The following is a 13,288-nucleotide window of genomic DNA, read 5'->3' as shown; positions in this document are numbered from 1 at the left end:
CATACTATCCATGTAAAGATAATTGGGTTGATTATTGTATTTTTCATATTATAAAAATTTAATGGGTAAACGGTATTGGTGTATTGATCTTTTGGTTTTTGACACAGGGGCTGCTCTGATAAGAGGGCGGGCTAACACCTAAACCTTCTGCTATTATTTGTGCCAGCGTCTGATCTACTTGGCAGAAATGGTAAAGCTGGCGATGAATAATTTCCAGCGATTTTTCACCGGTAATGCCCTGCATTGACTTGATGATATTTAAACAGAGGTCGCCGCGCTCTTTATCATCCAACACTTCCCTGAATAAAACCCCGGGTTGGCTATAATGGTCATTTTCTCCTTCGCTATTTCTATCATACCAGTCGGCTATGGCGTTGCCCAGTTTTATAGGAAGCTCCTTATACTCATGCTCAATAAATAATTGATCAAAACTGTTTGGGTAATAATTTGCGGAACCATCTCCATTGTTAGTTACGGTCATCAACCCATCGCGTTGATAATTATGTACTGCGAATAGGCATTGGTTGACCGGGATCTGTTCATAATTGACACCCAGCCGATAGCGTTGGGCATCTGGATAGGAGAGGATTCTGCCTTGGAGCACTTTATCAGGCGAGTAGCTAATACCATCTATTACATGGGCCGGTGCGAAAGCGAGCTGCTCGACTTGGGCAAAATAGTTACTTGGATTTTTGTTCAGTTCCAATACCCCTACTTCTATCAGAGGGAATTCTTTTTGGCTCCAGGTTTTGGTGATATCAAACGGGTTAAAAGCTAATTTGCTGCATTGATCGGTCGTCATCACCTGAATAAATAAGGTCCATTTGGGAAAATTGCCGCTTTCGATTGCCTCGAATAAATCCCGTTGCGAAAAATCAGGATCTGCACTGCGCATTTGTAGGGCTTCGTCATGGCTGAAATTCTTGATGCCCTGTTGTGTACGAAAGTGAAACTTGACGTATACACGTTCATTTTTTGCGTTGATCATGCTAAAGGCATGACTGCCATAACCATGCATGTGCCGTAAACCATAGGGGGTTCCTCTATTGCTCATTAAAATGAGTACTTGATGCAAACTTTCGGGATTAAAGCTGAAAAAGTCCCATATGCGGGTAGCGCTGCGTAGGTTGTGATAGGGGTCGCGTTTTTGGCTATGGATAAAGTCTGAAAATTTTTTAGGATCTTTTATGAAAAAAACGGGTGTATTATTGCCTACCAAATCCCAATTACCATCTTCCGTATAGAATTTGACAGCAAATCCTCTCGGATCTCTTTCTGAGTCGGCACTGCCTTTTTCTCCCGCAATGGTAGACATGCGCAAGATTATTTTCGTCTGTTTACCTAGCTGATTAAAAAGTTTAGCCCGTGTATATCGAGTAATATCTTTGGTAACTGTAAAGGTTCCGAAGGCGGCAGAACCTTTTGCATGAACCACACGTTCCGGGATCCGCTCTCTGTTAAAGTGAGCCATTTTTTCATGCAATATATAGTCTTCCAACAGCAGTGGCCCACGGGGGCCTACACTGCGAGAATCTTGTTCATATACGTAAGGAATCCCGGATGCGGACCTGAGTTTGAATAGATCTTCCATTGTATTAATTTTGTGTTTTGATACCTGTTATTTAGTTACTTTATGGCGTAGATACCGCAATATATTTACCTGCCCATAAACAGCTGACTTTACAAATCATTGGTGAAGGTAATTCAGTAGTGGATGGCCCTGTTTTTTTTTCGATGAATAAGGGATATCAATAGCCGAATAACAAAAAAATAATCATGAAATTTATTCGAATTAAAAGCTAACATGACATGTCAAAGGTTGAAGAGCGAGTACCCGAAAAACATTTAGACGCAGCATCCTTGCTGACAAGAGATTCTATGATTCACCTAAGTCAGTTGCTTGCCACGATTCGCACGAAAGAAGAGTTGCAACTTTTTGTACGAAATCAGTTGTTTTCGTTGGTATCCTTCAAAGAAGGATTGGTTTGCATCTTTGATAAAACAACCGAAAACTATAACCCCTTTTTTGCCAGCCATTCATTTGAACAATTATCTTTCGATGAGCAGCTATGGCACGCGACACTGGCACGCGAATCAAAGGCTATAAATGAGGCAGTCGATCGCTCTGAGTTGCAAGGTAACTTGTTTACCTTCAATATGTTTGAGCAGCTTGTGGTGGATGGCCATTTCGCTGAGATTTCAATGGATCATCTGGTGTTGGTAGGATGTCGCTTACAAATGGGCGATCATCTGGTTGGTTTACTTTGCCTTGTTCTAAATAAATCACAATATCACGCTAGTTATGCGGAGAAAATGTTAGCATGGATTTCAGGCCATTTAACAACGGTTTTAGCGAATATATTAGCGGCAGAACAATTACAGAGAAGAGAATATGAGCAGCGCGCGTTACTGGCAATCAGTAACGATTTTGCAGCAATAAAAAATTCCGGGGATTTTTTGGATATCGTCAATCTTAAACTGAAAAAGCTTTTTGATTTTTCGCATAGCGTGCTGAGCTTGATAACGGAGGATGGTAAATACCTATACCCTTATATTTTTGATCCAAAAAACCCCAATATAAGCCATCGCCTTTATGAGGGTGCGATAAAACTTAAGTTTTCAACCAATTATCATATTTTTAAAGAACCTTTGGATACCGGTGATGTCTTGGTTTATTCGGTAGATGAGCTGATGAAAGACAAAGATGCGCCAGTCTTCATAAAAATAAATCATGACAACAAGATGAAGGAGATGGCCGTGCTGGCCTTAGGAACGGAGGGATCTTACACCGGATTTATTCAGTTTTGGACCCGCGTGGAGGGTACATTTTCTCCTTCATGTTTAGATATTATTCGTAGCGTATCGCAACAGTTGGCAATCGCTTTATCCAATTTATTGGCAAAGGATAAAATTGCCGAGCAGTTAGCCGAGATAGAGCTTTATAAACGTAAATTGGAGGAACAGAATATATCGCTTCAAGAAGAGTTGAGTGCACAGTACAGGTATAGCGAAATCGTAGGGGAGGGAAAGGCTATCAAGTCGGTATTTAACGCCATTGGACAGGTAGCAAACTCGGATAGTACTGTTCTTATTGCCGGTGAAACGGGTACAGGTAAAGAGTTGATTGCTAAAGAAATTCACAACCGCTCTAAACGGAGTGCTAAATTAATGGTTAAGATCAATTGCGCGGCGATACCGCTGAATTTAATAGAAAGTGAATTATTTGGGCATGAAAAAGGTAGTTTTACAGGTGCCGGCGAGCGGAAGTTGGGTAAATTTGAACTGGCAAATGGTGGGACGCTTTTTCTTGACGAGGTTGGAGAGATGCCGATGGAAGTACAGTCAAAACTATTACGTGTACTGCAAGAACGAGAAATTGAACGCGTAGGTGCTAACTTTCCGATACCGATTGATGTACGGATTATTGCTGCAACAAATCGAAATCTGTTGCATGAAGTAACGGCCGGAAACTTCCGGGCGGATTTATATTACCGCTTAAATGTGTTTCCGATAAATGTCCCCCCGTTGCGGGAACGAAAGGAGGACATACCCATATTAGTTGAACACTTTTTGGATAAACATGCAAAGAAAATAGGAAAGAAACTAGTTGGCGTGTCGAGAGAGGTCCTTCGGAAGTTTCGGGATTATGATTGGCCCGGAAACGTGCGAGAACTGGAACATGTTATCGAACGCAGCATTCTAATGGCATCGCAAGCGCTCATTACCGAAGCTTATTTGCCGGATAGACATCTTGATAAAATTGTTTCGCAACCCAGCGAGCTATCTTCTACATTAACACACGAAATGCATCAAATTACGCAAGTATTGCGATCGTGTGGTGGTAAAGTATCCGGCCCCGGGGGAGCAGCGGAGCTATTGGGAATCCCACCTTCTACTTTATTCAGTAAATTAAAGCGTTTGGGGATCAAACGAAATTACGCCTTGTAAATTTTTATGTGGGCTAGCATTGCGTAAAATTACGCGTGTAGCAAATGGGGTGTGTTTCGTAATATTATGTCGTGTTTTTACGCGTCGTCGCTGATTTACGATTATTGTTTTATGTAATTATCTGTTTTTCAGTGTTTTATTTTTGGTATCAAGATTGAATATCATTTGCCAAATAAAATTGCCAAGACATGAATTGCTTAATCATTGACGACGACGAACACACTAGAAAAACGATGATTGACTTAGCGGAGCAGTCTGCTATCGTTTCATCTATTTTCCATTGTTCGAATGGCCTCGAAGCTCATGAGTACCTCCATCAAAGCCGACCGGATTTATTGCTTGTAGATGTGAAGGTGCTTAAGCTTCCAGGTGCAGAATTAATTACGCAGTCGATTGAAAGTTTACCTTCTCTCATTTTAACTTCTACAGGCTCCGCGTATCTAAGAAAATTTTCGAATTTTAACGTGATTGATTACTTAAAGAAGCCGTTAGAGATTGATCGGTTTATGCTAGCTTTGAATAGGGCTCGTATAATGATACGTGCACAACAGCTACTAAAAAAGGAAGGAAGCGAATTTATTTATGTTCGTGATAGAACTTGTTTCCGTCGATTGGATATAAACGAAGTGCTTTATGTGGAGGCAATGGGAGACTATGTGAAAATTCATCTTCAGAACAGCTTTTTTCTAACGCACTCAACCTTGAAGACCGTTGAAGATCGATTACCATCGGAATTGTTTATCCGTATTCATCGTAAGTACATAGTAGCACTTAGTAAGATCGAGATGATACAAGAAAATGCGTTGATTGTTGGTGGCACTTTTTTGCCAATTGCCGAGAGGCATCGGAAAATACTGGGTAATAAAATAACTGTTTTGTAGAAACGGGCCGTTTAAGGTTAAGATAGACATTTTACTTTTTTTCGTAATGTAAGCAGTGCTCGGTACAGTTGGTTTTCGATGGTTCTGACAGATAAATTGAGTTTTTGGGCTATTTCGGTTGATCTTAAGCCGTTTCCATAAAATAAACAAAAGATTTGCTGTTGCTTTTCCGGAAGTTCTTTAACCTGTTTATGGACCTGTTTTATCAGATCACCTTGCAGAAAATTATATTCTGCTGATTGCTGAAAATCCAGTTCGTCTAATCTAAGTTGTAGTGCTTGTGTGTTTTTAAATTTTTGTTCGAGTAGCGAGCGGCGCAAATGGTCAACGCAGGCATTTTTGACAGCGGTATAAAGCAGCTTTATTTGCTCATCATCCGGTAACAGGAATAGTTTTTTTTTCCATATACGAATAAAAACATCATGGACAATGTCTTCCGAAATAGCGGGTGAACTAAATTTACTTGCAAATGCTATCAGGTTGGGCGCATATTTTAAATAAAGCGCCTTGAAATCTTCTAGATCTTTATTTGACGACATTCAAACCAGTAACAAGGGTAAAGACGCTGATTATGCCACACACTGATAGCGTGCCGCCGACAAGTTTTTTAGGTAGGCCTTTACGGAGCCCAACGAACCGAAGAAGATGAAGAAACAGAAACTGCCAAGTGTACATTATATCTTTTAAGATGAACTATTATGTACCCTGACAATCTATTTTCAAAAAATGGACAAATTAGGAACTAAATATGGAGAAACGAAACTCACATGTGAAGCACTTTTTTTATCATGCGAAATGTTTGCACGAACGAATATTTTATTTCGGGTACATCTATCGGGCTGTTTGGCAACCCATAATATAGCAGGATAATATGTATGCATTTGCTAATGGTGCTAAAAAGCTTGTGTATTGTAATCGTAAACATTCTCATGATATATTTTAGTTTTTTTGACGCGCTAACGGTTTTTCTGAATTCGCAAAACAGCTTCTAGTTGCGTAATCGAACCAACTTGTTAGTTACTATCAAAAATACCGGGCGGAACAACTTAGGTGAATGGCAAAAACACGTAATGAGTTGTATGTTTTTCCGTCAACTTTTATTTTTCTATATAAATCTTTATGTATAAGTTGATAAAAAAAATAAGCGATATGGAATTCGGTATGGATTACTATCAACGGGAAAGGCAAGTTATTCTGCAACTTAGCGAAGACATTACCCGGATTCATAAAAAAGCCGATTTGATGGCACTTTTATCATTACGAATAAAAAGCTATTTCTATTACGTTCATGCCATCGTTACGCTTATTGATGAAACGGAAAATGTATATCGTCCATTCATATTAGATCCAACTTCATCTCCTTTAAGGGACCATCCGGAATATCCTACCTTGATCAAAACAGGTTTCGATTTAGATGAACCTTTCATACAGCAGGTTTTAGCGGCTGATGGACCTGTATCATTTCTACTTGAAGAGGTGATTTCGCACCCTAAAAGCCCCTCTTTTTTGCGCGTAAATTACGCATGTGGCATCAAAGAAATATTGATGACACCGCTAAAAAGCAATGGCAGAACCGTTGCTTTTCTACATGTTTATGCTGACAATAAAGACAGTTTTACACCAGCGTTTAGGAGTCTTATTAAAGGGATTGCTCCCCAGATTTCTCATGCCGTCTCTAATGTTATCAGAAACGAATTGATTGTTCAGAAAGAGGAGAATAATAAAATTTTACTGGATGCAAGTTACGATTTATCGGGTGTACGAAATCGTGAAGATTTGGCCATGGCTGTTCGTCAATCGCTAAAGAGATTGAAGGCTTTAAAAGGGTATGTTATCTGCACTATTAACGACGACCGCCTAACGACGAGCACATATATTTACGACAACATCACTATGCCGGAAAATGAAGACCTATCGGAGATGTTGGACTTCCAATATCTTATTAATGATGGTTTGCAAGATCGGGTATTGGCAAGTCCCATTCCGATTTTTATTAATATTGATTCGGAAATCGACCGAGGCATTACGGCAAACTATATCTGTTTTTGGAAATCGATGGGCTTCAGAAAAATGATCGGTGTTGCGCTTCGTAATGGGAATACAGATTTAGGTATCCTGTGGATAGGTATTGATGATATCAACTTAACGTTGTTGAAAGGTATCTGTTTGCAGATTTCCATAGCGATGGCCAATATTATGGCAAACGATGCATTAGTTAAAAAACAGGAACAACAGCAATTACTGCTTAACTTCTGCGATGATATCGCAGGCGTGCGTACAAAAGCCGACTTACGGGTTGCTATCTTCAATGTGTTCGACAAGTTATTGAATACCAAGTTGGCGATGCTCAATCTACTCGAAGATGACGGCCTTACGCTTCGGCACTATATGTGGGACGAAAGTCTGTTCCATCATGTTAAAGACAGTTTTGAAGAACGGTTGAACGCCCGGCTTGACATTCATGAGAACTATACCGTTCGGGTGTTGAATAGCAATGACGCTATTATATTGAATGTGGAAGAGGAATTAAAAAGGGATCCGGGTAATCCCTACGCGCAGTTGTGGAAAGAAGTTGGGTTCAAATATACTTATGCAACAGCCTTACGGGTGGGAAACACCGATATTGGCACTTTATGGGTCTTGAGTGATGCTATCAATAGGGAGTTTATTAAGGGCATTTGTTCCCAGATTTCCGTTGCATGTGCCAATATTCGAGCGAATGAACGTATACTGGCTTATAAGCGCATTCTGGAGACTGAAAACGAATTGCTTAAAGAGCAAATGAAGACCATCTATAATTTCGAGGAAATCATAGGCAGAGGTGACGCTATGCAAAAGGTGTATGGACTAATGAGCATGGTTGCCGAATCAAACTCAACCGTTCTTTTAACAGGTGAAACGGGGACGGGAAAGGAGTTGATCGCCCGTGCTATTCACAATGCATCCTCTCGTAAGAATAAAGTGATGGTAAAAGTGAATTGTGCCGCATTGCCTGCAAATCTGATCGAAAGCGAATTGTTCGGCCATGAGAAAGGAGCTTTTACAGGCGCCTTAGAAAAGCGTATTGGAAAATTCGAGATGGCAAATAACGGCACCTTGTTCCTTGATGAGATTGGCGAGATGCCATTGGATGCGCAGGTAAAACTACTCCGAGTTCTTCAAGAGAAGGAGTTGGAAAGAATTGGTGGCACCACTACCATTAAAGTAAATGTCCGTATTATAGCGGCAACCAACCGTAATTTAGCGACAGAAGTAGCGGAAGGCCGTTTTCGGTCTGACCTTTTCTACCGACTTAATGTTTTTCCTATTCATTTACCTCCACTTCGCGATCGGCGATCGGATATCGCCTTGCTTGCACAGTTTTTTCTGGATCGGTATAGCAAAAATACCGGAAAGAACGTGAAAGTTCTTTCAGCACGGGTTATAAAGGAATTGAACGGCTATAGCTGGCCTGGAAATGTCCGCGAATTAGAGCATGTGATCGAACGCAGTGTTTTAATGACAACCGACTCTGTCATTCGAGATGTTTATTTGCCTGTAAAAAGTGATGATGCAGTAAACGAAACCAATGTATCGAATAGAACCTTGGAGCAGGTTGAAAGAGCCCATATCATTGATACACTCAAACGTTGCGACGGTAAGCTTGCAGGGCCCGGCGGCGCGGCGGAATACCTCGATGTTCCATCTACTACCCTCCATTCCAAACTAAAAAAGCTAGCTATAAAGAAGTCGGATTATTTCGCTGAATGAAATAAAAATAATAATCGGATTGATGGCCAACTGCTATTGTAATATACAATCCCTGGTAAGATTCTCAAAAACTTCTACCACACCTCCTACAACGGCAGCTTCTTGAAGATAATTCTTATACGAGAAGTAAGCAACCGCCTCGATTTCATTGCTTGCCTCGATTTGTTCATGTAGTTCGTATAAAAAGCAATCTTGTGTCATGATTACGTTATCAGGTTCACCATATGCGGCTGCTTTAATATGGCAATAAAATGTCAACAATTCAGTTTTCAGTTCAATATTCAGCTCTTCACGTATTTCCCTTTGAAGAGATTGGATGGAGGTTTCTCCTGCATCCACTTTACCACCAGGTAGGTACCAAGCTTTTTTGTTTTTACTGAAAGCTAATAGTAACTTGTTATCTTTAATAACAATCAATCCTGCAGTGGGCAAGTTTATTGGGATCGTCTGATTATTTGTACTTGCTTTCATGTTATTTATTATTATTGCATTCGCGGTAATTCCTTTTATTTCCTGCTGCAAACTTAGATAAATTGCGTTAAATACAATATTGTCGTATTGCATATTAAAGCGATTTGTCGTTCTCCCTTCCATCATTGAGATCGTTTTCATTAAGGAAATATCCAAAATAGCGAGATATGGCTTGATGCTCTAAAGGAGAAATGATACGAAATTTCGAGTATTATTACGAGGAATGACGATATATCGTGGCGTTTTTTATTGTCTATTTGTTTTAACAAATTGATTTTCAATTATTTAATTGAGTGGCACGTGGCTTGTCTTACTGATTGCGACATTAACTTTAAATGAAATTTTATGAAAATCGTAGTAATTGGAGGCTCCGGCCTTATTGGTAGCAAGCTGGTACACAATCTTCGAATGCTTGGTCATGAAGTGTTTGCAGCTTCACCTGCAACGGGTGTAAACACGATTACGGGTGAAGGCTTGGCGCAAGCCCTTGAAAATGCACAGATCGTTGTGGATGTAGCCAACTCCCCATCTTTTGAAGATAAAGCCGTATTGGAGTTTTTTGAAACTTCCGGCCGTAATTTGCTGGCGGCCGAGAAAGCGGCCGGTGTTGGCCACCATGTAGCCTTGTCGGTTGTTGGTACAGAACTGCTTGCGGAGAGTGGTTATTTCAGAGGCAAAATTGCGCAAGAAAAATTAATTCGCGAATCAGGTATGCCGTATACCATTGTCCATTCCACTCAGTTCTTTGAATTCTTAGGTGGCATAGCCAAGTCAGCCGCTGAAGGTGATGAAGTTCGCTTGCCTACTGCTTTTGTGCAACCCATTTCTTCTGATGATGTTGCTGCAGCCTTAACGGAGGTGACTTTAAATAGTCCTGTTAATGGTGTTGTAGAAATAGCCGGACCCGAACGTTTCCGTATGCCCGATTTGATGCAACAGTATTTTGCTGTTACCAACGATTCGCGCAAGATTGTGGGCGATCCTCAGGCCCGGTATTTTGGGGCGTTGTTAACGGATGAAATGCTTTTACCGGCCGGGATGGCGCATTTAGGTAATAATCGCATGATGAATTGGCTGGAAACGCAGCGCAAAATCGAAAAGGCTTCGTAGAACATTGTTTGACTTCGTAACGAAGATGACGGGTGCCAGCTCCCGGAGGAGGCTGTAAGGGATGTGCACTTTCCACCCGTTCGTGCACAAGCTAAATCCACGTCGGCATGGAATTTCCATGAAACACCGATCAGTTACACCGGGAAACGAAGAAAGAGCAAATTGAATCAAAAAATTAAAACGATGAAAATAATTGATTTTATCCTGCGAATGTTTAATCTGCGCTTGCAGATAAGCCGAGCAATTGACAGCTTTTACAGCCCCTCTCAAGAACAAGGGCCTAGCGAATGTATGACTTACGGCAGTGAGTTCGTGGATGATGAAGTCCGAATGGTAGATCAACCTATGAAAAGAAACCTTGTTTCGAGCATTTCCCTGGATGATTTCCCGCAACTTGGACAGGTTCCGTACCTCTTGGTTCCATACCACGGAGAAGATGAGCTACCTAAAAAGAAGAAGGGAAAGAAAAGCGAAAAAAAGTACAGTTTTCTCAACTCCAATATTTTAGTGGTGAATCAAGTTCACAACGATTCAGAAGGTGCCGTTCTGTCAGAAATTCCATTTCCTTGGAATCAATTCAAGTTATATGCACTCTCTCCGAATATCGAGGCTAATTAAATCGTCCTTCATTGGTAACCGGGATTTTTCAGTGGTAAAGGTACGCGCGTCTTCCTTTGATGGTTTAATGGATCCGTTGCTTGGTTTCGAACATTTTAAAATGAGTACACAGGCCATTCGCCCGCGTCCTTACGCAGGCATGTGCATCATTACTTATCTTTTTAGTGATTCGGCACCTTACCGCATACTGGATACGGCAGGAACCGATCTGATTCTCCAGCCTACATGTTTAAGTTGGGCACAAGCGGGAAGAGGCTTGGTTCAAACAGCCTCTCCTGATCCTGAAGGGTATTTTTCGCATGGTTTACAGATCCTGCTTGATATCCCTGGCAAACATAAACAATTGGATCCAAAGGCGATCGGCTGTATTGATGCACAGGCTATTCCTGAACGACTTGATTCGGGGGTTAACATTCGGGTTGTGATTGATTACGATGGAGAAAGCAAGGTAAATCCAATTGATACCCAACGCGCCTTTACGTTTTTACATATTAAGATCGCAAACGGTGAAAATTTTGTCTACGATTTGCCGATCGGTTGGAACGGTACGACTCATCTGTTGAGTGGCGCTGTAAGGGTGCAAACCAATGTTGACATTAAATACCTCAGTGCCGGGACAACAGTAGCTTTTGGAGAGTCTTCCTTCATAGAACGTTTGGCTTTTATTGCGCATGCCGAAAGCGAGCTCTTGTTTTTCAGTGGTTTACCAATTCAGGAGCAGACTTACAACTCCGGAACTATGTTTATGTCATCAACTGAAGAATTAGGGAAGGCCATTGCCGATTACGAAGAAGGAAAAATGGGTTTTATAACGCTAATGGAAGGGAAATGGAAAATTATCCCACCGGTGTGAGAGACCCAATCAACGGAAATGATCCTATCTGATAAATTGATCGTACTAAAACAAGCAGTTTAACCTGGGCAGCAATTGCCCAACAATTTGATACATATATTTTTTTAAAACAATTAAAACAGAACGAAAATGAATGAGTATTTAGTAGTTGTCCACAGAGACATCACCAGCAAAAACCCAAAACCTACCGCAGAGCAAATGCAATCGGCAATGAAACCTTATCAGGAATGGATCGCTTCTATCGGAGCGCAAGACAAGTTGGTAGCTCCTCCTAAACGCTGGGATATCGGGGGCCGGGTTATTAAAGGTGAGAAGTTTGATGTAAGTGAAGGCCCATTAGCAACAGATAACCTTTCTATTGGCGGCCTTTTCTTGGTAAAGGCAAATGATTATGATGAAGCCGTTGAGCTTGCTAAGGCTTGTCCGATTATCCAATACGGTGCTGTGGTGGAAGTACGTGCAGCCATCTAGGCATGATAGCAATCATGATTCAATAAATTTTTAAACACTTAAAACATACGAAAATGAATGAGTATTTAGTAGTTGTCCACAGAGACATTACCAGCAAGAACCCAAAACCTACCGCAGAGCAAATGCAAATGGCAATGAAACCTTATCAGGATTGGATCGCATCTATTGCGGCTCAAGATAAATTGGTTGCCCCTCCAAAACGTTGGGATGTGGGCGGACGAGTAATTAAAGCAACGAAATCGATGGCAAAGGTAAGCGAAGGTCCGTTGGTAACCGAGAACCTTTCTATTGGCGGTCTTTTCTTGGTGAAAGCCGATGATTACAAGGAAGCAGTTAAACTTGCAAAAGCTTGTCCGATCATCCAATACGGAGCCATTGTAGAGGTTCGTGAGGCTATCCCTCCTGTACAATAATTAAATGAGTGTGTCTAAAAGTTGCTTTCTTGTCGTTATGCCAGGCGAGGAGCTTTTAGACACCTCAACTCATATAGGCAAAATAGTAGATATTAAAAGTATGAATTGGCTTATAACAACATTCACAAGTTCTGTTGGCAAGAAATTTACAATGGCATTAACCGGCTTATTTCTGATCAGCTTTCTCATTGTTCATGCTAGTATTAATGCGCTTATATTCTATAACGACGGGGGAAAGATTTTTACGTTAGGGGCCCATTTTATGGCAACAAATCCTATTATTCGAAGTATTGAAGTTATTCTGATAGCAGGTTTATTGCTCCATATTATTCAAGGATTGCTCCTTTGGCGGGCAAATCGGGCGGCAAGACCCATTCGGTATGCCGTGGTAAAACACCCACCGCAGAGCACTTGGTACAGCAGGAGTATGACTTTATTGGGAACGTTGATTTTGTTATTCTTGATTATACATACGTCGAATTTCTGGATACCAAATCGGACCCATCAATTTTTGTATGATGAAGAATTGCCTCTCTACGAGATGATGATTGAAAGGTTCAGTAACCCGATTGAAGTTATTATCTATCTCTTGGGATCTTTCTCTTTGTTTTGGCATCTTTTGCATGGCTTTGCCAGTGCTTTTCAAAGCTTAGGGTTAGATCACAATAAATACAGGGGCTTAATTCGCTTTTCAGGCAACGCGTTTGCGGTGATCATTTGTTTAACCTTTGCCATGATGCCTATTTCAATCTATTTGCAGTGGATCAAGTAGG

At 40.9% G+C, this 13,288-nt stretch carries 12 protein-coding genes; 9 read left to right on the top strand and 3 right to left on the bottom strand.

What is annotated here, in order from left to right; translation table 11 throughout:
- Positions 1–58 precede the first annotated feature (58 nt).
- Positions 59–1,591, bottom strand: coding sequence for a catalase (locus ACH11B_RS26290; protein ID WP_377611265.1), 1,533 nt, complete (start codon positions 1,589–1,591; stop codon positions 59–61).
- A 218-nt stretch (positions 1,592–1,809) separates the two neighbouring features.
- On the opposite strand from ACH11B_RS26290, the gene ACH11B_RS26285 reads away from it, so the two are divergent.
- Positions 1,810–3,948 (top strand): sigma 54-interacting transcriptional regulator, encoded by a 2,139-nt coding sequence (locus ACH11B_RS26285; RefSeq protein WP_377611263.1) that lies wholly within the window; start codon positions 1,810–1,812, stop codon positions 3,946–3,948.
- A 188-nt stretch (positions 3,949–4,136) separates the two neighbouring features.
- Complete coding sequence (locus ACH11B_RS26280; RefSeq protein ID WP_149106093.1) at positions 4,137–4,829, top strand: LytTR family DNA-binding domain-containing protein; 693 nt, start codon at positions 4,137–4,139, stop codon at positions 4,827–4,829.
- A gap of 17 nt (positions 4,830–4,846) precedes the next feature.
- Here the strand turns inward: ACH11B_RS26280 and ACH11B_RS26275 are convergent, their stop codons facing one another.
- Complete coding sequence (locus ACH11B_RS26275) at positions 4,847–5,368, bottom strand: RNA polymerase sigma-70 factor (RefSeq protein ID WP_013668098.1); 522 nt, start codon at positions 5,366–5,368, stop codon at positions 4,847–4,849.
- Positions 5,369–5,948: 580 nt separating this feature from the next.
- Here ACH11B_RS26275 and ACH11B_RS26270 point away from each other — a divergent pair.
- Entirely contained in the window at positions 5,949–8,579 is a 2,631-nt protein-coding gene (locus ACH11B_RS26270; protein ID WP_377611261.1) for a sigma 54-interacting transcriptional regulator, read from the top strand.
- A gap of 33 nt (positions 8,580–8,612) precedes the next feature.
- Here ACH11B_RS26270 and ACH11B_RS26265 read toward each other — a convergent pair whose 3' ends face one another.
- Positions 8,613–9,191, bottom strand: a complete 579-nt coding sequence (locus ACH11B_RS26265) for an NUDIX domain-containing protein (protein ID WP_377611259.1) — start codon at positions 9,189–9,191, stop codon at positions 8,613–8,615.
- A 204-nt stretch (positions 9,192–9,395) separates the two neighbouring features.
- Between ACH11B_RS26265 and ACH11B_RS26260 the strand changes: the two genes are divergently transcribed.
- The 6 genes from ACH11B_RS26260 to ACH11B_RS26235 all read left to right on the top strand — a co-directional run bounded on the left by ACH11B_RS26260 (position 9,396) and on the right by ACH11B_RS26235 (position 13,287).
- Complete coding sequence (locus ACH11B_RS26260) at positions 9,396–10,160, top strand: SDR family oxidoreductase (protein WP_013668094.1); 765 nt, start codon at positions 9,396–9,398, stop codon at positions 10,158–10,160.
- Positions 10,161–10,343: 183 nt separating this feature from the next.
- A complete protein-coding gene (locus ACH11B_RS26255) occupies positions 10,344–10,778 on the top strand; it encodes a hypothetical protein (RefSeq protein WP_377477572.1) in 435 nt (144 codons plus the stop codon).
- The gene (locus ACH11B_RS26250; RefSeq protein WP_149106092.1) at positions 10,747–11,631 is read left to right on the top strand and encodes a pirin family protein; all 885 of its coding nucleotides are present in this window, start codon (positions 10,747–10,749) and stop codon (positions 11,629–11,631) included. Before ACH11B_RS26255 ends, ACH11B_RS26250 begins: the two co-directional genes overlap by 32 nt.
- A 129-nt stretch (positions 11,632–11,760) precedes the next feature.
- Positions 11,761–12,102, top strand: a complete 342-nt coding sequence (locus ACH11B_RS26245) for a YciI family protein (RefSeq protein ID WP_013668091.1) — start codon at positions 11,761–11,763, stop codon at positions 12,100–12,102.
- Between the two features lie 53 nt (positions 12,103–12,155).
- Positions 12,156–12,515: a YciI family protein gene (locus ACH11B_RS26240; RefSeq protein WP_013668090.1), complete on the top strand. Its 360-nt coding sequence runs from the start codon at positions 12,156–12,158 to the stop codon at positions 12,513–12,515.
- Between the two features lie 100 nt (positions 12,516–12,615).
- Positions 12,616–13,287 carry a succinate dehydrogenase cytochrome b subunit gene (locus ACH11B_RS26235; protein ID WP_377611257.1) on the top strand — a complete coding sequence of 224 codons (672 nt, stop codon included), beginning with the start codon at positions 12,616–12,618 and terminating at the stop codon, positions 13,285–13,287.
- Position 13,288 lies beyond the last annotated feature (1 nt).

It is taken from the genome of Olivibacter sp. EAT-5 (assembly GCF_044784325.1).
Taxonomy (GTDB): domain Bacteria; phylum Bacteroidota; class Bacteroidia; order Sphingobacteriales; family Sphingobacteriaceae; genus Olivibacter; species Olivibacter oleidegradans.
This window is presented reverse-complemented; position numbering and strand designations above follow the sequence as displayed.